This is a genomic window from Lacrimispora sp. (assembly GCF_032078915.1).
Classification (GTDB): Bacteria; Bacillota; Clostridia; order Lachnospirales; family Lachnospiraceae; genus Lacrimispora.
In genome coordinates this window covers 25019-48918 of the sequence record NZ_DAMAUN010000010.1, presented here as the reverse complement: position 1 = coordinate 48918, position 23900 = coordinate 25019, and the positions used below count along the sequence as shown (strand labels likewise).

The 23900-nt window shown below is 46.2% G+C and carries 20 protein-coding genes; 13 read left to right on the top strand and 7 right to left on the bottom strand.

The window, feature by feature from the left end; genetic code table 11:
* Positions 1 to 118 precede the first annotated feature (118 nt).
* Genes RT269_RS06205 through RT269_RS06180 form a run of 6 tightly spaced genes read left to right on the top strand, consistent with a single transcriptional unit; the run spans position 119 to position 6150 of the window.
* A complete protein-coding gene (locus tag RT269_RS06205; protein WP_313181287.1) occupies positions 119 to 1141 on the top strand; it encodes a FecCD family ABC transporter permease in 1023 nt (340 codons plus the stop codon).
* Positions 1141 to 1929 (top strand): ABC transporter ATP-binding protein, encoded by a 789-nt coding sequence (locus RT269_RS06200; RefSeq protein WP_313181286.1) that lies wholly within the window; start codon positions 1141 to 1143, stop codon positions 1927 to 1929. The genes RT269_RS06205 and RT269_RS06200 overlap by 1 nt, the downstream gene beginning before the upstream one ends.
* A 30-nt stretch (positions 1930 to 1959) precedes the next feature.
* Positions 1960 to 3069 (top strand): ABC transporter substrate-binding protein, encoded by a 1110-nt coding sequence (locus RT269_RS06195; RefSeq protein ID WP_313181285.1) that lies wholly within the window; start codon positions 1960 to 1962, stop codon positions 3067 to 3069.
* Between the two features lie 11 nt (positions 3070 to 3080).
* Complete coding sequence (locus tag RT269_RS06190; RefSeq protein ID WP_313181283.1) at positions 3081 to 4292, top strand: molybdopterin molybdotransferase MoeA; 1212 nt, start codon at positions 3081 to 3083, stop codon at positions 4290 to 4292.
* Positions 4261 to 5274: a radical SAM protein gene (locus RT269_RS06185; RefSeq protein WP_313181281.1), complete on the top strand. Its 1014-nt coding sequence runs from the start codon at positions 4261 to 4263 to the stop codon at positions 5272 to 5274. Before RT269_RS06190 ends, RT269_RS06185 begins: the two co-directional genes overlap by 32 nt.
* A gap of 39 nt (positions 5275 to 5313) precedes the next feature.
* A complete protein-coding gene (locus tag RT269_RS06180) occupies positions 5314 to 6150 on the top strand; it encodes a DUF364 domain-containing protein (protein WP_313181280.1) in 837 nt (278 codons plus the stop codon).
* A 52-nt stretch (positions 6151 to 6202) separates the two neighbouring features.
* Here RT269_RS06180 and arsA read toward each other — a convergent pair whose 3' ends face one another.
* The 3 genes from arsA to RT269_RS06165 form a co-directional block, all read right to left on the bottom strand.
* Positions 6203 to 7939 carry an arsenical pump-driving ATPase gene (arsA, locus tag RT269_RS06175; protein WP_313181278.1) on the bottom strand — a complete coding sequence of 579 codons (1737 nt, stop codon included), beginning with the start codon at positions 7937 to 7939 and terminating at the stop codon, positions 6203 to 6205.
* A gap of 1 nt (position 7940) precedes the next feature.
* Positions 7941 to 8318 (bottom strand): arsenite efflux transporter metallochaperone ArsD, encoded by a 378-nt coding sequence (gene arsD / locus RT269_RS06170; RefSeq protein WP_313181277.1) that lies wholly within the window; start codon positions 8316 to 8318, stop codon positions 7941 to 7943.
* A 200-nt stretch (positions 8319 to 8518) separates the two neighbouring features.
* Positions 8519 to 8836: an ArsR/SmtB family transcription factor gene (locus tag RT269_RS06165; protein WP_313181275.1), complete on the bottom strand. Its 318-nt coding sequence runs from the start codon at positions 8834 to 8836 to the stop codon at positions 8519 to 8521.
* Between the two features lie 300 nt (positions 8837 to 9136).
* Between RT269_RS06165 and RT269_RS06160 the strand changes: the two genes are divergently transcribed.
* The 5 genes from RT269_RS06160 to RT269_RS06140 all read left to right on the top strand — a co-directional run bounded on the left by RT269_RS06160 (position 9137) and on the right by RT269_RS06140 (position 14853).
* Positions 9137 to 9643, top strand: a complete 507-nt coding sequence (locus tag RT269_RS06160) for a QueT transporter family protein (protein WP_312428463.1) — start codon at positions 9137 to 9139, stop codon at positions 9641 to 9643.
* Between the two features lie 289 nt (positions 9644 to 9932).
* A complete protein-coding gene (locus RT269_RS06155) occupies positions 9933 to 10817 on the top strand; it encodes a hypothetical protein (protein WP_313181274.1) in 885 nt (294 codons plus the stop codon).
* Between the two features lie 168 nt (positions 10818 to 10985).
* Positions 10986 to 12365, top strand: coding sequence for a UDP-N-acetylmuramate--L-alanine ligase (murC, locus tag RT269_RS06150; protein WP_313181273.1), 1380 nt, complete (start codon positions 10986 to 10988; stop codon positions 12363 to 12365).
* A gap of 409 nt (positions 12366 to 12774) precedes the next feature.
* Positions 12775 to 13818: a DnaD domain protein gene (locus RT269_RS06145; protein ID WP_313181272.1), complete on the top strand. Its 1044-nt coding sequence runs from the start codon at positions 12775 to 12777 to the stop codon at positions 13816 to 13818.
* Positions 13819 to 13854: 36 nt separating this feature from the next.
* Positions 13855 to 14853 (top strand): ATP-binding protein, encoded by a 999-nt coding sequence (locus tag RT269_RS06140; RefSeq protein ID WP_313181270.1) that lies wholly within the window; start codon positions 13855 to 13857, stop codon positions 14851 to 14853.
* A gap of 59 nt (positions 14854 to 14912) precedes the next feature.
* Here RT269_RS06140 and RT269_RS06135 read toward each other — a convergent pair whose 3' ends face one another.
* Positions 14913 to 16586, bottom strand: coding sequence for a S8 family peptidase (locus RT269_RS06135; protein WP_313181269.1), 1674 nt, complete (start codon positions 16584 to 16586; stop codon positions 14913 to 14915).
* A 245-nt stretch (positions 16587 to 16831) separates the two neighbouring features.
* Between RT269_RS06135 and RT269_RS06130 the strand changes: the two genes are divergently transcribed.
* On the top strand, positions 16832 to 18010 hold the full coding sequence (locus tag RT269_RS06130; protein WP_313181267.1) for a ribose-phosphate pyrophosphokinase: 1179 nt from the start codon (positions 16832 to 16834) through the stop codon (positions 18008 to 18010).
* Positions 18011 to 18019: 9 nt separating this feature from the next.
* On the top strand, positions 18020 to 19330 hold the full coding sequence (brnQ, locus tag RT269_RS06125) for a branched-chain amino acid transport system II carrier protein (RefSeq protein WP_313181266.1): 1311 nt from the start codon (positions 18020 to 18022) through the stop codon (positions 19328 to 19330).
* A 77-nt stretch (positions 19331 to 19407) separates the two neighbouring features.
* Here brnQ and RT269_RS06120 read toward each other — a convergent pair whose 3' ends face one another.
* The 3 genes from RT269_RS06120 to asnS form a co-directional block, all read right to left on the bottom strand.
* Positions 19408 to 21270: an ATP-binding protein gene (locus RT269_RS06120; RefSeq protein ID WP_313181265.1), complete on the bottom strand. Its 1863-nt coding sequence runs from the start codon at positions 21268 to 21270 to the stop codon at positions 19408 to 19410.
* Between the two features lie 4 nt (positions 21271 to 21274).
* Positions 21275 to 22345 carry a metallophosphoesterase family protein gene (locus RT269_RS06115; protein WP_313181264.1) on the bottom strand — a complete coding sequence of 357 codons (1071 nt, stop codon included), beginning with the start codon at positions 22343 to 22345 and terminating at the stop codon, positions 21275 to 21277.
* Between the two features lie 84 nt (positions 22346 to 22429).
* Positions 22430 to 23821, bottom strand: a complete 1392-nt coding sequence (gene asnS, locus RT269_RS06110) for an asparagine--tRNA ligase (protein ID WP_313181263.1) — start codon at positions 23819 to 23821, stop codon at positions 22430 to 22432.
* Positions 23822 to 23900: the final 79 nt, after the last annotated feature.

Here is a 23900-nt window from a genome sequence, read left to right as displayed (position 1 = left end):
AATGTAGATATTGTATAATTTAGAAAAGAATCGTTACTTGTTGTTAACGATTATATATTTTTTCTTTCGTTATTCTTAGGTGAGAATAACGAAAAGTTAAAAAGCAGGAGGATTACATATGAGAAAAACAGACCGCCGGTATTTTGCGGTGATTCTTTTATTTCTAAGCATGCTGCTGCTGGCGGCCTTCTCCTTATCCTTTTTGGTGGGAAGGTATGCCATACCGCCTAAAACGGTATGGGAAATAATTCTTTCCCGTATATTCCCGATTGAACCTGTTTGGGAAGAAACACTGGAGACTGTAATTTTACAAGTGCGTCTGCCGCGTATCTTGCTTGGAATCCTTGTAGGAGGAGCACTTTCGCTTTCAGGAGCAAGCTATCAGACATTGTTTAAAAACCCAATGGTATCTCCGGATATTCTGGGCGTATCTGCCGGCGCAGGCTTTGGGGCGGCACTGGCAATGGTCAATGATGCATCCTGGTGGGAAATTCAGCTATGCGCGTTTGCTTTCGGAATGGCGGCAGTGGTATTGACCTATTTTATAGGCTGTGCAATCGGACGTCAGGCAATTACGGTTCTGATTCTTGGAGGACTTGTGGTCTCCAGCTTGTTTCAGGCGCTGCTTTCTATTGTAAAAACTATGGCCGATACCGACAATGCGCTGCCCTCCATTACCTTTTGGCTGATGGGCAGCCTCGGAAGAGGATCCGGTCGTGAGGTCTTGTTTTTGCTGCCGGCCGTTATTATCTCATCGGTACTGCTGTTTTTGTTCCGCCACCAGATCAATGCGCTATCCACAGGAGAGGACGAAGCGTCTGCTTTGGGCGTGAACGTGCCTCTTACCAAGCTGGTTGTGGTGGTTGCTTCCACGCTGATGACCGTTTCAGCTGTCAGTATCAGCGGTATTATCGGATGGGTGGGTTTGGTGGTGCCGCATATCGCCCGTATGATCAGCGGTTCCAGCTTTTCCAGACTGGCTCCGGTTTCCTTTTTAATTGGCGGTTGTTTCTTGTTGGCAATCGATGATGTTGTACGCGGAATTGAAGGAGTCGAACTGCCCCTGGGCGTACTGACCGCTTTAATAGGTACACCGATTTTCATATTGCTTCTCTACCGCGTGAGAAAGGGGTGGGCGTAATGCTTGAAGTGAATGGCATCAGCTTTTTTTATAAGCCGGAGCGGATGATTTTGGAAGACATTACTTTTCAGGTGAATAAAGGGGATATTCTTTGCCTGCTTGGTCCTAACGGAACCGGGAAGACCACATTGTTGCGGTGCCTGCTGGGGTTTGGCAAAATGAAATCCGGAAGCATACGCATTGACGGAAAAGAAATGTCATCGTCCGTTTCCCCGCGCCGGCGCGCACGCATGATGGCCTATGTGCCCCAGTCCAGCGGTATCACATTTCCCTACGAGGCTTTTGAGGTTGTTTTGATGGGAAGGCTTTCCCATCTTTCTTTGGGAGGCTCGCCCACCGAAAAAGACCGCTCCGTTGCCCGGGAATCGATGGAACGCATGGGGATTCTGGAACTGGAACATACGCTGTTTCAGGAACTGAGCGGCGGCGAGAGGCAGATGGTGCTGGTTGCGCGCGCTTTGGCACAGCAGTCTGATATCTTGGTTATGGACGAGCCTACTGCCAATCTCGATTACGGCAATCAGGTTAAGATGCTGCGTGTGATCAAAAAACTCTCTGCACAGGGGTATACCGTTTTGATGACCTCTCATTTTCCCGAGCATGCTTTTCTTGCCTGCAGCCGGGTCGTGATGATGCAGGACGGATATATTATGGCCCAGGGAACACCGGAAGAGGTGGTCACCAGTGATTCCCTTTCCGCGCTCTATCAGACACCTGTTCGTGTCACCGAAACAGACATCAACATGGACGGACACGCAGTTAAGGTTTGCGTTCCGCTTATGCTTTGATAATTAAATTTAAATCAGGAGGAAGTAGTTATGAAGTCAGTAAAACTAACAGTTGCATCACTTTTGGCGGGGGTGCTTCTGCTGGGCAGCATTACGGGCTGTTCACAGAAAGCGGTCCAAACAGAACCGACATCTTCTGCAGCAGCGGTCACATCGGAGGCTGCATCTTCAGAGGCGGTTACAGCCGAATCGGCTGCGGATGCCGAACGCACAATAACAGATATGGCAGGCCGTACGGTTACTATTCCGGCGCAAGTTGAAAAAATTGGTACCTTTGGATCCGTTGGCGTCCTTAACGCCTTTGTGGAGCTAATGGGAGATGGCTCTAAAATCTGCAATGATATGCCGGAAAACTTTACAAAAAATGATAGCTGGAAGCTGCAGTACGAGTTTGCGCCTCAAATTAAGGGTGCTCCTCTTTTCGAAGCCAATAAAGAGATTGCGATGGAAACTGTTCTTGCAACGAAACCGGACGTTTGCTTTACCATGACAAAGGAAACCGCAGAGCTGCTTGAGAAGAACGGAATCAGCGCAGTTTATCTTGCGTGGTCGGAGATAGACGATGTAAAAAAGGCAGTCTCACTGATGGGCGAGGTGCTGAATAAACAGGAAACTGCTGATGATTACATAAAATATTTTGACGAGAAGTTAGCCAGGGCCCAGGAGCTGACCAAAGACATTACGGATAAGAAAACGGTACTATACGGCAGCGTTACCACACTCACCCAGCCACATAAAATTGCTGAGTGGTGGATTGCGCAGGCGGGTGGTATCAGCGTAACTGACGACGGACGCAAGGAGGATACACTGACCTATACATTGGAAGATCTGCTGAAATGGAATCCTCAGGTCATGATTCTTACTGCTAAATCACAAATTGCAGAAATTGAGGCGGACAGCCGTTTTGCTAATATTACCGCGGTAAAGGATAACGCTCTTTATGTGACACCTACCGTTGCACATGTCTGGGGAAACCGCACGGTAGAGCAGCCGCTTACCATCTTTTGGGCAATGAATAAGCTCTATCCTGAAATTATGAGCCGGGATGAGCTATCCAAGGAAATCAAATACTTTTACAGTCATTTCTTCCTTTATGAGATGAGCGATGCACAGGTTTCAGAAATTATTGACGGAAAGTAAGAGGGGGCGGGATGTATTTAGACAGCGGAGACTTTATAACAAGGGCTGAGGCGATTCATGCTTTAATGGCACGATGGACTCCGGATATTGCAACGGAAATTTTACCGTTGGAGCAATCGAGGGGCAGAATCTGCGCGCGGGATGTTTTTTCACAGAATACTCTGCCTGTATGCCGCAGTGCGCAGGCGGATGGAATCGCCGTACGCTTCGCGGATTTTACGGACGGTGTCCCGGACACTTCTGCGTGGAAAAAAGATTTAGATTATGCAATGGCAGATACCGGCGACGATTTTGACGATGAATTTGACACTGTTATTCAGGTCGAGGACCTTGTTTATAACGCTTCGGGCACATTTTCCATTGTGCCTGAAGCGCCAATCGTGAAAGGGCAGCTGGTCAGCGCGCAGGGCTCTATGCTGTGTACCGGGGAACTTATACTTAAAAAGGGGGCTGTTGTGCATCCTCTGCAGCTATGTATATTGGCGGCAGGCGGCATCTCACAGCTTGAGGTGGTAAAGCAACCGGTGGTCGCTTATATTCCTACAGGAAACGAGCTGGTCCGCCCTGGGGAAAAGCCGCAGCGCGGACAGAATGTGGAAACCAACGGTCTGATGATCAACGGATATCTGGAGGAATGGGGCGCGGTTATCCGGACTTATCCAATACTTCCCGATGATCGGAAGCTGCTGGATGAAACGTTAACCAATGCGTTGCAGCATGCGGACATTATCCTGATTAACGGGGGATCTTCCAAGGGAAGCGAAGACCATACCGTTTGGCTGCTTAAAGAGCGCAGCAGTTTTCTGCAGCACGGTATAAAGTCCATTCCGGGAATTCCGGTCGCATTGTCTATTGTAGACGGTAAGCCGGTTATTAACCTGCCAGGTCCGCCTTTTGCTGCGTTCTGCGCATTGGATTGGTGTGTCCGGGCACTGATTTACCGGGCACAGGGACGGGCTATGCTGCCCCCGCAGAAGGTGACGGCGGTTTTGCTGCAGGAGGTGCATAAACCTGCACCCTATGAGTTTTACCTGCGGCTAAAGGTATATAAAACTGCGGACGGATTCTGCGCAGAGCCTCTGTCATGGGGCAGCCGGTTTTCACAGGCAATGAATTGTAATGCAAGAATGGTGATACCGGTAGGCCTGGAGGGTTATCAGAAAGGCGATGTGATCGAGGCGGATCTGCTGTATGAACTGCCGGATGAGGAGAGGAGAAATTAACGTGGAACACGGCCTTACTCCTACGGAAGCATTGGCATTGATGCAGAATGCACGAAATTTAAATCAGCCTGAAGCTGCATTTGACCTGTTTCGGCGTGCATGTCAAAACAGAAAGCAGATGCTCGGCGATCAACTATGGTGGACTTCCGGTTCCGGTGGTATTTTTCCTTGTCATGTGGTTCCGCGCTGTTCTTATTGCAGCTTTTTTACGGAAGATCATTTTCCCATAGACGCTCTTTTAAGAGGATTGGAGCTGATTGAAAATATGGGCATCCGGCAATTTCATATCAGCGGGGGAACCGATTTAAACGGTGGTTTTGAGGAACCGCTTCTTGCTATGGTGCGGACAATCCGCGAGCATTCCAGCTTACAGCTTGAAGTGAACCTGGGACCTTCTTTTTCTGATCAAGCGGTCCTGGAACTAAAGCGCTTAGGGGTAGAGAGTGTTACCAGTTCACTGGAATGCACCAATCCTGAAATATTTGGCGTCGTGAAGCCCGGTGACAGTCTCGACCGGCGTCAGCGGCTTCTTGAAACCTGCGAGGAGCTTGCAATGCCTAGCCGCACTATGATGCTGGTAGGACTGGGAGAAAGCGATGAGGACCGAATTGCCCAATTGTTTTATCTAAAGCAGTTTCGTGAACTATATCAGGTTAGGATCTCCCGCTTTATGCCTTTTGCGGGAACGGCACTTCAGGCACACCCACGTTGCTCTCCATGGGAAACTGCTCTTGTAACAGCAATAGCAAGGTTGATCTTGCCCGACCGAGAAATCAGCCTTGCGGCGGGCAACAGCCCGGAAGATATCCCGCTTTGGTATTTGGCTGGCGGAGGTAACCAGCTGTTAGGTGTTTCTATTACAAGGCGTGCGCCTAAGGAATCTCCGGAGGTTTTTGTACATGAAATCGGGGAACATATATATGTTGTGGACAAAAGAAAAGAAATCGAACGCATACTCGAAGGAATGCTGCTGAAGATTTAGAAACTGCTGATTGTAATAAAAAATATAAGGGTGTATTTTATGGGAAATATTTTGTTAAAAGAAACTGCTTGGCTTGTGCAAAACTACTTGGGCAGTGATTTGGAAACTATTACTGTGGAACGAGCGGTATTCGGACTGTTTTTTTCAGGAGTAAAGCTAAGTAATGGTATGGGAGGACTGTGTTTCACACCGGTTAAGGAAATTCCTGAGGCTGTGTGCTGTCCCAGTTCTGCCAAGGCAATGCCTTTATCCGGTAAGCTGAGGGGCCGAAGCGCAGCCGATTATCTATCCGATTTGGACCATTCCAATATTCTTCGAAAGACATTGGCAATTGCAGCCTTGAATGCGCTGTCCGCAACCTGCTGGCAAAATGGAGCGGCAAAAGGATATCAACTCCAGACAGGGGTGGATGCCTTTGATGACGTACAGATTCCCCAAGGAGGAAAGAGTGTAGTCGTGGGTGCTTTGGTTCCCATTTTGAAAAAACTGATTGCCGCCCAGGCCGACTTCAAGGTACTTGAAATGGATAACCGTACGTTAAAAGGAAAAGAGCTTGAGCATTATGCGCATCCGGAAGATGCATCAAGCTATATTCCTGAGGCTGATCTTTTGGTTATTACAGGTGTTACCGTACTAAATGACACCTTGCCGGATTTACTTAACATGATAAAACCGGGTGCCCAAGTGATTGTCACAGGGCCGACGGCCAGCATGCTTCCGGATGCCTTTTTTCAGCGAGGGGTCACGACAATGGGCGGTGTTTTGGTTACGAAGCCCGATGAAGTGCTTGATATCATCAGCGAGGGTGGTTCCGGCTATCATTTCTTTGGAAAAAGTGCGGAACGGCTCATTATAAATAAAAAAGATTACCCCTAAGAAGATCCCGCCGTTGGTTATACGCAACGGCGGGATTTCTGAAAAGAGTTTGCTATAGCATTAACAAACGGTCCCCTTTGATTTCTTCGGCACTCCATGTAATTAATGCAAATTTACCGCCGGCATGTTCATCAACACGATTAAGCCATTCAACCTCATTTGCCGCCTTTGCTGCCAACATGGGATTGGCGGTATCCGCGCCGTACAAGGATTGATTGATAATCCACCACTGAGCGGATATGCCTGCCCGCTTCAAATCGTCCTCCAAACGCAATGCTTCATAAACAGGTGTTGCTTCTGGCAGGGTCACAATAAGGACTTCGGTTTCATCAGATTTAAGCCTTGGCAGAAGCTTCTTCACTGATTCCGGGATTTCACCTTTTGTCCGCTCGATCTCATGATTGTAACTTTGGGTGGATTCCAGTAAAAGCAAGGTATGACCGGTAGGTGCCGTATCAATTACCACTACCTGGTCGTCAGCTTTATCTACTATTTCTGCAAAGGCACGAAACACAGCAATTTCCTGTGTGCAGGGGGAACGCAGATCCTCCTCAACATAGGCAATATCCCCATCGCTCATACCAGATGAACGAGCTTTATAAAGTACTTCAGACTGGTATTTCTTCAGTTCTTCGGCTTCGTCGATATGGCTCATAGAAACGCCGCAGTTTTCGTCCAGTACAAATTTCAGATGTGCGGCGGGGTCGGTGGTCGTAAGATGAACTTTTTCTCCACGCTTTGCAAGGCCCAACGCCACTGCAGCGGCAACAGTAGTTTTTCCAACTCCACCTTTGCCCATGGTGAAAATAACGCGCTTGCCGCTTGCTGCCAGTTCGTCGATCACATTAGTTAACGCAGGAACATGAACGCAGTTCAGCGTTTCATTGTGTACAGTTACATGGTCGGTATTCAGTAAGGCACGCACATTTTCAAGTCCTGTGACGTTATAGGCACGTAAGGGCACCATATGGAGCGGAAGCGTCTGCAAACGTTCCGGCATTGCATGAAGTGCGGTTTGCTGCTTCTCATACAGGCTGGAAGAAAGTGAGTCGCTGTGTTCAGTCAGCACCCCATTGATAACCAGCATTTGATTGAGAACCCCTAGTGAAGAAAGTTCGCCGGAAGCCCGCGCCGCTTCTTTAAACGGTGCTGTCTCAGGGCGTGTCACAAGGATTAATGTGGTCAGGTTCCCGTCTGCCAGAGTTTCCACAGCCTGCTTGTAAATCGCCTTTTTGCTTTCCAGACCGGAAAGCTGGCCCAAACAGGACGCACCATGAGTGCTTTCGCTGATAAAATTACTCCATGCGGACGGGAGCTGGAGCATACGCAGAGTGTGGCCCGTGGGTGCGGTGTCAAAAATAATATGGTCATATTCCTGTTGTATCTTACCATCTGTGATAAAATTGGAAAATTCATTAAACGCAGCAATCTCCACGGTGCAGGAGCCGGAAAGCTGTTCCTCCATGTTAGCGAGAACAGCGCCAGGAAGTTTGCCGCGGTAAGGGGCAATGACGCTTTCCCGATATTCAGCAGCAGCCTGAATCGGGTCGAGATTCGCCACTGCCAAATTAGGCACGACGGGAATCGGAGTCCCCTTGTTTGTTAACTCCATGGAAAAAACGTCCTGCAAATTAGATGCCGGGTCGCTACTGATCAGCATCACTCGTTTTCCGCTGTCTGCCAGCGAAACAGCGGTGGCGCAGGCAACGCTGGTTTTTCCAACGCCTCCCTTGCCGGTATAGAAGAGATACTTTGTAAGTTTTATAGTATAAGGGTCAAATAATTTCACTCTAGCAGCAGCCTCCTTTGCAGCAGCAGCCATCATTTCCCTGCGCTTTTTTCACTGGTTTTCCCAGCAGATTGGCAGGCAGGCCCAGCCACTCTGTAAATTCCTCATTGGTGGGATATTTTCCGGTCAAAATGATTGTTCCGTCCATCACGGTAACGGGCAAGCCGTCTGGACCTTTTTCGTTGATGAAGTCATTCACGGCCTTATTATTCACAAACTCCATTGGTGCACTGCTGAGATTGAAACGATCAACGGTTACGCCATGTTTTTTCAACGTATCGAGTACAGTAGAGATACGAAGCAGTTCGGGGTCAACCCCTACTCCGCAAAGCCCAGTCGAGCAGCACATAGCAGGTTCAAAGATTTGCATTGTTTTCATAAAGTTACCTTCTTTCATTGAATTTATTTAGAATCGCGTCTCGTGAAGAAGCGTTCCATATTCATATCTGTTTGCTTATTAGTTTCATAGAATTTTGCTTTTGTCATATAGAATATTTTCTATGTTTCGATTACTTTTTTTGTCGATGCCAAATTTCCCTTTGGGAACATGACACCGACAACAGCGGTGACAGCAATGTATTATATATCACTGCTTTTACGATGGCATATGCAATCGGGGCTTGAAGTGAATATCTTTCCTAACTGCTGATAAAAAGTTTTTAGGTGTTCCTCATTTAATGAATAATATATCCATTTGCCTTCCGGCCTTGCTTTTACCAAACCAGCGTCTATCAATACTTTCATATCATGGGATAGGGTCGGTTGGGTAATATGAAACTTTTCTAAAATCTTGCAGGCACAAAGTTCTCCGCAAGAAAGCATATCAACAATGCGCAATCGTTTTGGGTCGGACAAAGCTTTTAAAATTTTGGCATTCTCAATGTATTTTTCTTCCATAGTACAACCTCACATAGAATATTTTCTATGTATTATCATATGCCTTAAATAAAAAAATGTCAATATCATTTACTTTTATATATCATCCATTTGTACTTTCATACATCCTCTGTAAAATGGACTATTTCCGTTACAAATTTTGAGTCATTACTTGCCTTTTAACGTATTTTGTGCTACACTTTTTTATGCAATAAGGTCGCAGACCCCTTGATTTTTCTACATATCAAGGACCATCTGCATTCAACGACCGGTGTGTTCGAGACCTTCCACACCTAAAACAAAACTAAAGGAGAAATGAATATGCATTACAAAACTTCAGAAAAAACCTATTTTATGGTTTTTTCAGCGGCGATTGCTGCAGTCTACACTGTGCTGACCATGGTTTTCGCACCTATCAGCTTCGGCCCCATCCAGTTTAGAATTTCAGAGATCCTCTGTATTCTGCCATTTTTTACTCCGGCAGCAATTCCTGGACTGTTCATTGGCTGCTTTCTGTCAAATTTATTATGCGGAGCGGCAACCCTGGATGTGATTTTCGGAAGTCTTGCAACCCTGATCGGAGCAATCGGTTCCTATAAGCTTCGGAAAAACAGGTGGCTGGTATGCCTTCCGCCGATTTTGGCAAATACCATTATCATCCCATGGGTTCTGCGGTACGCTTACGGCTCAGAGGATATTATCTGGTATGCGATGCTAACAGTGGGAATAGGAGAGATTCTTGTAATTGGAATCCTTGGCAACATACTGCTTGGCGTGCTGAACAATTACAGGCATGTAATATTCGGGCGTTTCTTGTCGGATAAATAAGACCTAGAGATTTTTAGGTGCCGCAGCATTGCTTCATGCATTTAAGAGCTACATTTGAGCTTGTTCAGGTGTCTTGTAATAAGCAGCCTGAATAAGCTTTCTTTTTATACGATAGCAAAAATATTCCATAGATGTATATTCATAGAGAGTGTTTTCTTCCCTCATAACATTAGATCAAAAGGCAGGTTACAATCGTTGTATAAATTTTAATCAAAACTGGAAAATGTGACCAAATTGTAACCGCCTTCATTTATAATTATATCATAACACAAGGATGATGGTGGAAATTATGACAAAAGGAAGAGTGAGTGTAGTTCGCGGTACCGACCGGTATATCACTGTAGCAGTGGATGAATGCGACAATTGGAGCGTTAAGGGAGTTATGTTTCATTGTGATGATTCTCAGGGGATCCAATACGGCAGTATGCTGGAGATGATTTTAAATATGGACCGTATATTTGATTCCATGAGTTGTCCGAAACAGACATTTCAAATGCGTCACTTTCCCGGGACAAATCCTCCAGATTTTGTGACGAGGATCAGCAAAGAGAAAGAACGAAAGGGAAAACGGAGTACCTTCCGCATATATGTACAGTATCGTTACCATGCCAGCTGGCAGGGATTGATCCATTGGGAGGATGGAGACAGGCAGGAGTCATTTGAAAGCATGCTTCAATTAATTCTCTTAATGAACAAGATGTTAAGAGGAGACTTCCTGATGGGACAGGAAGGGGAACCATTGAATTCCTTCCATGTGGCTATTGATGCTTATGAGTCCGGACGGGTCATGGGAAATTATCAAAATATACCTGCTGACTTAACGGAACGGCATGATGTTCTGGCTGATCTGGCAGGAACCCTGGGAAATTTTATGGATATCAGGGCTTCAAAGGAAAAAATTCCAAGGTATGGAGTCAAGTATGGGCGTCTGATTTCCAATGAGGCCTGTTCCATGTGCAGAAGAGGCGGGCAGACTGCAACTTTTTCAATTAAAGTCATGTTTCGTGAGCATTCTACATGGCAGGGCATTATTTACTGGCGGGAAGGCAGGGTGGAGCAGCCTTTCCGAAGCTATAAGGAGATGCTTTACCTGATGGTATCAGCAATCGGAATGCCGCAGGTAAGCAGCGGCAACATGGTGGAAGAGATGCCAAAGATTGCCCTGGGATCATAAGGACTGTGTCATAAAGTGCACTTTACAGAACATAAAATCTGTAAGGTGCATATTTTTTGATTGTAATTAAATTGTAGATTTTCTCTGTGCTTTCTTATATAATAAGAAAGGACGCAGTAAAAGAAGGCATTCATTAATACAGAAAACAAAATTAAGGATGGAAAAAGCATGTATCAAATTGATTTTCATAAACCAGAGGCAATTCATTTTATTGGAATAGGCGGAATCAGCATGAGCGGTTTGGCGGAAATTCTCATTGACGAGGGATTTACCGTTACTGGGTCAGATTCCCAGAGTTCAGGGCTGACACGCCATTTAGAGACAAAGGGTGCAGCGATCGCATATGGACAGCGGGCAGAGAATATTAAAGAAGGAATTGACGTGGTTGTCTATACCGCTGCCGTCCATCCCGATAATCCGGAATTTGCAAGGGCTAAAGAAAAAGGACTTCCCATACTAAGCCGTGCAGAACTCCTTGGACAGATGATGAAAAATTATGAGAACTCCATAGCCGTATCAGGAACCCACGGAAAGACCACCACCACATCTATGATCACTGAGATTCTTATGGCAGCTGAAACAGACCCCACCATATCAGTAGGCGGAATCTTAAACTCCATTGGCGGCAATATCCGGGTAGGAGGCCCGAGACTGTTTGTAACAGAAGCCTGCGAATATACCAATAGCTTTCTGTCTTTTTTCCCTACCATGGAGGTGATCCTGAACATAGAGGCAGATCATCTGGATTTCTTTAAAGATATTAAGGATATTCGCCACTCTTTTCGCCTTTTTGCAGAAAAACTTCCCCCAAACGGTTCTCTGGTGATAAACAATGACATTGAGAGCAGGGAGGAGATTACCCAGGGGCTTCCATGCAACGTGATTACATTTGGTAAGAAACCGGGAAGCAGATATCAGGCCGAAGCCATCCGTTTTGACGATTTGGCAAGGGCTACTTATGATTTAAAGGTGGACGGAATGATTGTGGATACCGTAACACTTGGTGTTCCGGGAGAACATAATGTGTATAATTCCCTGGCGGCTGCAGCCGTTTGCACAGAGCTGGGAATCGACCTGGAGCTGATTAAAAAAGGACTGAAGCGTTTTACAGGCACCAACCGGCGTTTTGAGAAAAAGGGAGAAATGTCAGGCATCACCATCATTGACGATTATGCTCACCATCCTCAGGAAATCAGGGCAACTCTGGAAACGGCAAAGCATTATCCCCATAAAAAGCTGTGGGTGGCATTCCAGCCTCATACGTATACCAGGACAAAAGCATTTCTGGATGAATTTGCAGAGGCGTTGTCTCTGGCTGATGAGGTGATCCTTGCGGACATCTATGCGGCCCGTGAAGCGGACGATTTAGGAATCAGTTCCAGGGATATTGCGGAGAGAATCGAGAAAATAGGTGTAAAAGCCCATTATTTATCATCCTTTGATGAGATAGAAACATTTATTTTAGAAAATTGTATACACGGTGATTTGTTGATAACTATGGGGGCCGGAGACATTGTAAAAGTGGGGGAAAAGCTTTTAGGCTTATAGTTATCCACATTATCCACATAGTTTTCAACATTTTATGTTAAGAAGCTATGTGGATTTTTTAATTTACATAATTTATAGTCTCACAATTTAAGGAATCTCGGTTTTATCAGCAAATCGACATGATTCGGAAGAGAAATCCTATTTATGTATACCTGGTTTCCACATTATCCACATTATCCACAATTCAAATAGTGGATAACTACCGCTATTTTCTTTTAATAAGACCTGTGGTATGATATTCACGAAGGCAATGAGCAGTGTGAGATAGGGCACGGGAAGATTTTCGTTGTGCTTGCATATTAGAAAATCTTCCCATTGCCTATTTCATAGGGCGAAAGCCCGTGAGCGAGAGAAGCCACAGGCTTCTCTCGCTGCACTGCGGACCAGCTATATAAAAAAGGTGAGGGTTATGACATTGAATATTAAAAGCAGTTTCAAGATCAACGTTACAGTCATTACCAATGAGTTCATTGACGAATACATGGCAGCGGCCAATGGAGAATACATAAAAGAATATTTATATTTAATGCGCCATGAAGGAGAAGAAATTACCGTTTCCATGATTGCGGATGCGTTAAACCATACAGAAGCAGATGTAGCGCGGGCCTTATCATACTGGAAGAATGCCGGAGTCCTAAAAGAAGGCGTTCCAGTCAAACCGGAAGTATCCCCAGCAGCATCAGAAACAGCCTGTTCCGGAATGACCGCAAAGGAACAAGCGAAACCTGCACCATCCGGCCGCCGTATGGTCTACTCCCCAGAAAAGATAAGCGGTCTGGCCGGAGATGAGGATTTTTCCCAGCTTCTTTATATTGCCCAGAAATACATGAATAAGGTATTTACCCAAAGGGAGTGCGAGGTGTTCGCCTATCTGTATGACGGCCTGCACATGCCGTCTGAGCTTTTGGAATACGTGGTAGAATACTGTGTGCAGGGCGGTCACAGCAGCATCCGCTATATTGAAACGGTGGCGATCAGCTGGCATGAAAAAGGGTTTCGGACCGTGGAGGATGCCAAGAGCTTTGCCCTTACCTTTACCAAGGATTCCTTTGCTGTTATGAAAGCCTTTGGATTAAATGACAGAAAACCGGGAGATCTTGAGAAGGACTTCATAGACAGGTGGTTCCGTGCCTATGGGTTTGCCAGGGAACTGGTCGTTGAAGCCTGTAACCGGACACTGGCGGCCACTCATGCGCCCAGCTTTCAGTATGCGGACAAAATATTAGAGGGCTGGAAAAAAGCCGGGGTACGCTCCATGGAAGAAGTCAGGAAGCTGGACGAACAGTATGCGGACCGTATGAGAAGCGGAGAACATAAATCAGGAAAAAGCGGTGATAATAAGCAGGCTCAGAGCTCTAAGGGGAGAAGGGGACAGAACCAGTTTCAGAATTTCCCTCAAAGAGAGATTGATTATGATGCCCTTGTTTTAAAGCAATTAACGGAGCGGCAGTAATATTACATAAGGTCAGCAGGATGAATGGAGGTAATTATGGCGCTGAGCAATTCACAGTACGATGCTATCATGCGGGCATATGGACAGCAACAGTTTAAGAACCGCCATGAACAGGAAGAGCGGATTGCGGAAGTATACCGCAGGATTCCGGTTATTAAAGAGCTTGATGATTTCATCAGCACCAGTGCAGTGGCCAGTGCGCGCAGGCTGCTTGAAGGGGACAAGGGAGCCCTTAAGGACTTAAGAAATGAAATTGCAGACTTGAGAGAACAGAAAAGTGTACTTTTAAAGGCGGCCGGTTATTCAGCGGACTATATGGAGATGCGTTACCGGTGCCCGGATTGTAAAGATACAGGATACGCAGATGGTACCAAGTGCCACTGTTTCCGCCAATCTGAAATGAAATATCTTTACGCGCAGTCAAACATTGAACAGATTATTGCAGTGGAAAATTTCGATACATTTTCCTATGAATACTTTGATGATACCAGGGTGGCTCCGGTTCTTAACAGGACCGTCAGACAGTATATGGGACAGGTTGTGGAGACTTGCAAAAGCTTTGTAAAGGGATTTTCCGAGGAACATGGAAACCTGCTGTTTACAGGCCCTACAGGAGTCGGTAAAACGTTCTTAACAAACTGCATCGCCAAGGAACTGATTGACCGGTATTATTCCGTGATATACTTATCGGCCAATGACTTATTTGAGGTATTTTCAAAGAACCGGTTCGATTACCAGGATGAAGAAGATATGAAAGGGATGTACCAGTATATTCTGGACTGCGATCTTTTGATCATTGATGATCTGGGTACAGAGCTTAATAACAGCTTCACATCTTCCGAATTGTTTTACTGCATCAACGAACGGCTTAATTCTTCCAGGTCCACGATCATATCCACCAACCATCCCATAAATGAGCTGAGGGACCGGTATACGGAACGTGTGACCTCAAGACTGATCAGCCGCTATACGGTAATCCCTCTTTATGGAGATGATATTCGCATCAGAAAGAAAGAAAAATATCCCAATAAATAAAAGCCAGGAAGCCCTTATGCGTCATCGGGCTCCTGGATTTTCTATGTTTCCTGTGGTTTTTAAAGGCTGGCTAGCCGCTCAAAAAGTCTGTTTACTTCCACCTGCCCATATCCCCAAATGTTATTTGGATAAACTAAGGAGCTGCTGCGTACTGCACCGCTAATTAAGAGGCGGTTCACATTATTTCCGGTCATGCGGGGGTAATTGCCTCTGACAATGGCCCATTCAAGCACCATGGCAACGATTCCGGCCGCATGTGCCGTCGCTGCTCCGGTACCTGTTACCGTTCCATATTGGCCGCCACGGACCGCACAGGTGAGCTCGAAGCCCGGTGCGGCCAGATCAGGCTTGATCTCACCGATTCTTGTATAGCCTCTGCTGGATTCCGGCAGGATGCCGTTTGTCGCATCGTTATAAGCGCTTACCGTCAGCTGATGCCTTCCATTTCCAGGAGAGGTTATGGTGGTATCAGGGTTTGAATTGAGAAAATATGTATCTCTTGAGATCAGATCTCCGGAAGGCAGCCAGGAATGAAAAGCAAAGCCTTCACTTTCAATATTCTGTACCCGCAGGTACCAGATTCCGGGAATGAGGTTGTTAAAACGCAGAAGGATGAGTTGATCTCCATTTGCTTCCTCAAATATAAAGTTGTTGACATAGATGACAGTCTCGTTAAATATGAAACTGAACCTTCTGCATTGATTGAAGGTAGGAAATACAGGCTGTGTGGATTCACGGTTCGGAGAAGAGATGTCTACGGACAGCCTTGCCGGAGCGTATGACCAGATCTCCATGGAAAGCATTTTATCATTGGCCCCCACTCTTAGTTCAAAATCATTATAGTAAGGAGCTTCGTTAGTGGCGTTAAAGTAGTGCCTCTGATTGTTCCCTTCGTTGCCGGCGGAGACGCATATATCGATTCCAGGCAGCAATGTGAGGTAATCGATATAGCTATCAATGGAGGATCTGCCGTCATGGCCTCCCTGACTGCTTCCTAAAGCAACGCATACTACAATGGGGCGGTTAAACCGTACTGAAATTGAAAACGCATAACGGATGCCAAGTATGATATCGGATTCCTGATAGCAGAGAGTGCTTTCCGGAACAAAGAAGATATTTTTTAAGTTTTGTTTTGCTTCTTTCAACTTGATGATGACAAGATCAGCCTGAGGTACGACACCACTGAAGGCTTCGGCCTCATTTGGGGTACCTGCTAAAACACTGGCTATAGCCGTTCCGTGTCCGACGGGGTCCGTTGTGGGGACAATGGCCAAAGGATCCTCTGAACTTAATGCGGCGTTGATTTGATCCCTGCTGTATTCGGAACCGAATGTAAAGGTATCAGGAATCGTACCTGTTTGTTCTGTCTGGTCCCATATCGTGAGAATGCGTGAGGTTCCATCATTATATTTAAAGGCAGGATGACTGTAGTCAATTCCGGTATCAACGACAGCCACCAGGACGCCTCTTCCAAACAGAGCCAGAAAAGGATTTCTCTGAACGGTTGTGATGCCGGATTTTTCCAGGCTGGTCGTAGCAGTTGGTGTGTAGAGAAAGGGAAAACTCCTATAGGGCTGACGGCCTAAATCACAGGGATCAACGGTAGTGACAGGTACGTGCAGAAGAGAATCCCTTATATCTAAAAAGGTGATATTATTTCCAGTATCATAGGAAGGAACCAGGGTATTACTAATTATTAAGTCATAATAATTATTATCCAAAATTTTTAACAAGATAAATCCTCCCTGTATTTATTGGGTACATAATACATTTTATGCGGAAAAACATCTATTATGAGGATATCCTGGTGCATTGTATTGGATTATAAACGTAAGAAATTAACAGTTGCATCATGTTCTTTCAAAGGTTACAATGAGAGATAAAGAGTCCTAAATGCATCGATTAACTTGACTATTTCCGCACATAATGTTATAAAAGAACCGTTGCGTTGTATTAGGATACGTTGGAGGAGAAAAGAATGCTTTACGAAGAAAAGACGATAGAAACCATCCCAGTAGGTCCACTGGGTCTGATACCGTTAAAAAGCTGCAAGGAGCTGGGAGATAAGGTCAATGACTACCTGGTGTCATGGAGACAGGAGCGGGAGAGCGAACATAAGTCAACCATCGCTTTTTCAGGTTATCAGAGAGATTCCTATATGATCGGAGCCAGCACGCCAAGGTTCGGATCCGGCGAAGCTAAGGGTACCCTGCAGGAATCTGTACGGGGTGATGACCTTTATTTCATGGTGGATGTGTGTAATTACAGCCTTACCTATTCCCTGTGCGGGATGACCAATCATATGTCCCCTGACGACCACTACCAGGATTTGAAGCGTCTCATTGCAGCATCAGCAGGAAAAGCCCGCCGCATCAATGTGATCATGCCATTCTTATACGAGAGCAGACAGCATAAGAGATCCAGCAGAGAATCCTTAGACTGTGCGCTGGCCCTTCAGGAGCTGGTGAATATGGGCGTTGAGAACATCATCACCTTTGATGCTCATGACCCGAGAGTACAGAATGCGATTCCTTTAAAGGGTTTTGAGACTGTTCAGCCTATTTACCAGTTCATCAAGTACTTACTAAAGGAAGAGAAAGAACTGGAGATTGACAGCGAGCATATGATGGTCATCAGCCCGGATGAGGGGGGCATGGGACGTGCAGTATTCTTTGCCAATGTTCTTGGCCTTGACATGGGTATGTTCTATAAACGCAGGGATTATACTCAGATCGTTAACGGACGCAATCCCATCGTTGCCCACGAATTTCTGGGAAGCAGCGTAGAAGGCAAGGATGTGATCATTGTTGATGACATGATTTCTTCCGGCGAAAGCATGCTTGATGTAGCGAAGGAGCTTAAGAGAAGAAAAGCCAGGAAAGTATTCGTTTGCTCTACTTTTGGCCTTTTTACCAACGGTCTTGCAAAGTTTGATGAATATTATGAGAATGGATTTATTGACAGGATCCTTACAACCAATCTGGTCTATCAGACCCCTGATCTCTTATCCAGACCATACTATATCAATGTTGATATGAGTAAGTATATTGCGCTTATCATAGATAATTTAAACCATGACGCCTCCTTAAGCGAGCTTTTAAATCCAACGAAAAGAATTAACCGGCTTTTAGAGCGTTACCGCGCAGGCGACAGGTAAAAAGGACATATGGAACGATTAGCGAAGCAGAAACTGGTTTTAGTAGGCCTTACACTTTTCTCCATGTTTTTTGGGGCGGGAAATCTTATTTTTCCGCCCTATTTGGGTGCATCCGCGGGAACGAATACCTGGATTGCCATGGCAGGCTTTGCGGTGACAGCCATCGGGTTTCCGGTTCTTGGTGTGGTTGCAGTGGCTAAGTCCGGCGGCCTTAATAAGCTGGCCGGCCATGTTCATCCCAGATTTGCATTTATTTTTACACTGCTCATTTACTTATCCATAGGACCGTGTCTTGCAATTCCAAGAACTGCCAGTACCTCCTTTGAGATGGCGGTGGTTCCCTTTATAAAAGAAGGGGGCTCGGGAGCGCTCGCCCAGTTCCTTTATTCCGCCGTGTTCTTAACCATTGCTTTTGCCGTGTCTTTGAAACCGGATAAATTGACAGACCGTCTGGGTAAGATAATGACTCCCTGCCTTTTGGCTCTGATCGTGGTGATATTTGCAGGCAGCGTAGTCCATCCGGCAGGCTCTTACGGGATTCCGTCAAAGTCCTATGGGTCCAACCCTTTTGTAAAAGGATTTCTTGAAGGGTATCTGACCATGGACACCATTGCTGCTTTAAACTTTGGAATTATTATCTCTTTGAATGTTCAGGCAATGGGAATCAGGCAGGAAGCTTCCGTCGTAAAGGAAACCATTCAGGCCGGTTTCGTCGCAGGAGGCATTCTTTTAATGGTTTACAGTGCTCTGGCCCATGTGGGAGCCGTAACCGGCGGCGCAATGGGGCTGGGAGAAAACGGAGCTCAGACCTTAAACCAGGCGGTACGTTTTTTGTATGGGAATGGGGGGCTTGTGATGCTGGCTGCTATTTTCTTCATTGCCTGTTTAAATACCTGCATCGGCCTTATCAGTTGCTGCAGCAGGTATTTCTGCACCATTGTACCCAAAGTGGGATACCGTATATGGGCATTCACTTTCGCATTGGTGAGCCTGGTGATCTCCAATATTGGTCTTACCAGGATATTAGAAGTCTCTGTACCGGTGTTAAATGCGATTTACCCCATAGCCATCGTCCTCATTCTGCTGTCCTTCGGTTTTCCGGACGGAAGGAAGTGGAAGGCTGTTTATGTCTGTTCCATTAGCCTCACAGGAATCGCCAGTGTGCTTCTGGCCCTGGAACAGGCAGGTCTTAGCTTTTTGAATCCCGGGCTTTCCAGGCTTCCTCTTTATGATATGGGACTTGGCTGGATCGGGCCGGCTGTTGCAGGGCTTTTGGCTGGCGTTTTAGCCGGTTTTGCCGGATATAGGAACAGATCATAGGATCTATAGTAAAAAGACTGTCATGAGGCTTAAGAGCCGTCATAACAGTCTTTTTTAATTGGAACATTATCATGAGTTTAAATTTCTATCAGGTGATAGGGGATCAGGTTTGCAGTCAGCATCTGGGCCTCTCTCTGATGGCAGGTGAAGATAATGACTTGGTCGGAGTAAGTGTTCACCAGCCATCTTAAAGCAGTCCGAAGCCTGTCATCATCATATAGTACAAAACTGTCATCAAATATGAATGGCATCCGTTCGGTGCCCTCCTGAATCAAGGTGGCAGCTGCCAATCGAAGGGCCAGATAAACCTGGTCCATGGTGCCGCTGCTGACTTGTTCTAGGGGAACCAGCTTGGTTTTTGTATTCAAAAAAACATTCAGGTTCTCATCGACACTCATGCTGGTATAGATTCCCCCTGTGATCCCGGCAATAAGGTCAGAAGCTGTTTTATTTAAATATAGGCCAAAGGAGTCCCGGATAGAGGAGGAGAGGCTGGTCATGGTTTCCAGTGCTAAGTCAATGGCGGATATTTCTTCCCGGATCCGGTCGTTCTCTGCCAGGATGTGCTTAAGTCCTTCTGCCTGGGTTTTGCAGCTTGATAAGTGCTCCAGCTTTTTCTCAAGCTCCCACTGGCTTTTCTGCTGCTTTTCAATGGATTCCCCGCAGTTCTCCTGCTTTTTTGAAAGCTCCTCAATTTCTTTCGCTTTCTGAGCGATGACGGCTTCTGATTTGGCTACCGCTGAGCATAAGCGGGTGAATTCTGCCATCTTTGTCTGGAATGCACGGATCGTTTCTGAAGATATCTCAGTTTTTCCCAAATGTCTGGACAGGATCTCCTGCAGGATCTTTGCACTCATTTCCATATCCTTTTGGCTGTGTCTCAGCCGTAAAAACAGAATCAGGCCGATCAGGTAGAAAATCGTGGCGGTCCCGATAAAAACACCCAGCAATAGGAGGAGGTCAAGCCCATAGTAAGCGGTGAAATAATTTGCTTCTCCCAGGTAATAAAGCACTCCCGTGCCGCATAACAGCAAGGTGGCGATGACCAGGGAAAGGACAGAAAAGATCTTTCTCGGTTTTTTATTGCAGGCCGCCATGGCTTCCATATACTCGTCATAGTTTTCCTGGGCCTTTGCCTGGCAGGCGTTAATAGACGCCTGGTCGGAAAACTGGTTGCTGTTCAGGACCTGCCTGCCTCTCGCGGCTTTTTGGAGAAGTTCTTCCTTTTCCTTCTGCTGTTCCTCCATGGATACCCTGATATGGGAACGGAGTTTATGGTATTCCTGTATCTGGTTTTCATATTCCGGAGAAGAGATTTCTTTTTCAGTGTTACGGATTTCGCTTAATAACGAGGTATAAGTCCGGGCCGCTTCCGGAACCATCTGGGATTCCAGCTCCTTTTTCTGTGATTTTAAAAAGGCGGCAGACTTTGTGATGTTAAGGGCCAGGTTTCCCGTGGTGTTTAAGTTGGCTATGTAATTTTTAAGTTCGGAAACCATGCCCTCATCAGTAGCGCTTTTAAGCTGGCCGATACTGACGGTGTTAATGTATGCCGATTCGCTTAAACCGCATAACAAGTCATCTAAAAATGCCTTAGTCGGCTCTATCTCCCGTCCGGCGGTTTCATCTACGATCTTAAACTCTTTTTTATTTTTCTGGAAGGTGCGTTCGATCCGGTAAATGTGATCCTTATGCTCCAGCCGTATCTGACCCTCATAAGTGCCGCTGTTTTCCCAAGGCTCGAATTTTGTGTATAGATCATTCCGGGATGCACGGCCTCTCTGGCGTTCAATACCGAAAAGCATTCCCCGGATGAACGTATGAATGGTGGATTTTCCGGCCTCATTTTTCCCATATACAATGTTCAGACCATCCCGGAAGGTAAGGTTTCTGCCATGGAATTTCCCAAAGCCATTGATATAGATATCAATTATTTTCATGGGATCAGCTCCTTTCGTCCGTTGTACGAAGCAATGCGTTGATGCCGTAATGAAGGGCCTTTTTTTCCACCGGGCTCATCTCTGGTTTCTGAAGAGCCTGGATAAAGAATCCGATCATATCGCTGGGATGTTCGGCAAACAATGCGGGAAAATCATACTGAGGTTCAGATTCGTCAATGATTTCCATGATCTTAAAACGGGTGGAAAGCATCTCTAGGTCAAAGGAAATGTCAGGATCCCTCATGCCTCGGATTCGAAACCGGAATATGTTCTCTGATCCCCGGTTCTGGATTTCCTGGGTGATTTTCATGGCAAGTTCCGTATTGGTAGTGGCAGTTGTTACATTAACCGCCAGTGAGATGTATTGGAGCCTTGCAAGGGGAATGAACTTTAAGGAAGTCACCATACGGGTCACCTCATTGATCTCCCCAACCATCATGCCATGCTGGCCGGATTCCGTCTTATCAAGCGGCTCTAAAGAACCGGCAAATGCCATACGGTTTTCCATTAAGATCTCCGGCCGGTGGATATGCCCCATGGCGATATAGGAAAAGTCCAGATTGGACATGGCACCCTTGTCAAAGGGGATGTGGTTGGCATCGCCCCCATGACCAAGAAGGACATGAATGCGCCCGTTGTTGGGAACCTTTAAATGATCAAGGCGGTTTTCCGGGATTTCTGCTGAGTGGTAACTGAAACCGTAAACCTCGGTATTGATGTCCTTAAAGTAAACGCTTTCCAGCTCCCCTCCCATGAGATAAGATACATTGGGAGCCCAGGTAAAGCTTAGAAGGGCAGAGTTGTTCCGGATGCGGTCATGGTTACCGGCAATGATGACCACATGGACATCCGGTATGGTGGTAAATAGAAAATTTACTTCTTTCAAATCTCTGGCCAGGGGCTGGCGGTGAAATAAGTCTCCGGAAATAAAGAGGCAGTTGGCTTCCAGGGCCTTTGCCTGGCTGACCGCCTTTGCGAAGGTGTCCTTGATGTCCTGATACCGTTCCTTACTCCATGGCTTGTCGCTGTCCGGGCTCATGCCCCAGTGAACATCTGCAATATGTATGAATTTCATTATCATTACCTCGCTGGTCCTCTGCATGGCTGAACTGAAACCACAAATTCCCTGCCGTTTGGGAAGGGAATTTGTGGTACAGGCTTAAAGCTCGCAGTTGTTGACAGTTCTTGGGAATGGAACTACGTCACGGATGTTGCCCATTCCGGTAAGATACATCACGCAGCGCTCAAAGCCAAGGCCAAAGCCTGCATGGCGGGTAGATCCGTATTTTCTTAAGTCAAGGTAGAATTCGTAATCCTCTTTCTCAAGGCCAAGCTCGTCCATACGTGCCACAAGCTTGTCATAGTTATCCTCTCTCTGGCTTCCTCCGATAATTTCGCCGATTCCGGGTACCAGGCAGTCTACGGCAGCCACGGTCTTGTTATCCGGATTCAGCTTCATGTAGAAGGCCTTGATCTCCTTTGGATAATCTGTTACGAATACAGGCTTCTTATAGAGCTGCTCGGTTAAATAGCGCTCATGCTCGGTCTGTAAGTCACAGCCCCAGAACACCTTATAGTCAAATTCCTCATTGTGCTTTTCCAGAAGCTCTATGGCCTCGGTGTAAGTCACACGGGCAAATTCAGAGTTAAGAACATGGTTTAAGCGGTTAAGCAGCTCCTTGTCCACAAACTGATTGAAGAAGTTCATTTCTTCCGGTGCATGTTCCAGGACGAAACGGATCACATATTTAAGCATGGCTTCCGCCAGCTCCATATTGTCATCCAGATCGGCAAAGGCCATCTCCGGCTCGATCATCCAGAACTCTGCCGCATGGCGGGTGGTATTGGAGTTTTCTGCACGGAACGTAGGTCCAAAGGTATAAACATTGCGGAATGCCATGGCGTAGGTCTCCGCATTGAGCTGGCCGCTTACGGTTAAGTTGGTAGGCTTTCCAAAGAAGTCCTGGGTGAAATCCACAGACCCTTCCTTAGTTTTTGGAATATCGGTTAAATCCATGGTAGTAACCTGGAACATCTCACCGGCTCCCTCACAGTCGCTTCCGGTGATGATGGGGGTGTGTACATATACAAAGTCCCTTTCCTGGAAGAACTGGTGAATGGCATAAGCGATCAGAGAACGCACGCGGAAAACAGCCTGGAAGGTATTGGTTCTGGGACGCAGATGGGAAATGGTTCTTAAATATTCAAAGGAATGGCGCTTTTTCTGAAGGGGATAGTCGGGTGTAGAAGTTCCTTCAACAATAATTTTATCCGCCTGGATCTCAAAAGGCTGTTTTGCATCAGGAGTGGGTACCAGGGTACCGGTGACGATAACAGCGGTTCCTACATTTAGTTTGGATATTTCAGGGAAATTTTCCATAGTGTCATGATAGACGACCTGAAGTGTCTCAAAATAAGTTCCGTCATTTAAAACAATGAATCCAAATGATTTGGAATCTCTTAAACTTCTCACCCAGCCTCCGATCGTAACCTGAGTGTTAAGAAATGATTCTTTGTCTTTATATATTTGTCTTACAGTGATTAAATCCATAGTGGCTTCTCCTTTTACATGTTCGCATACTTAGTAAGATTATACTGTATTTCGAGCATTGATTCAAGGGGGAAGGGTG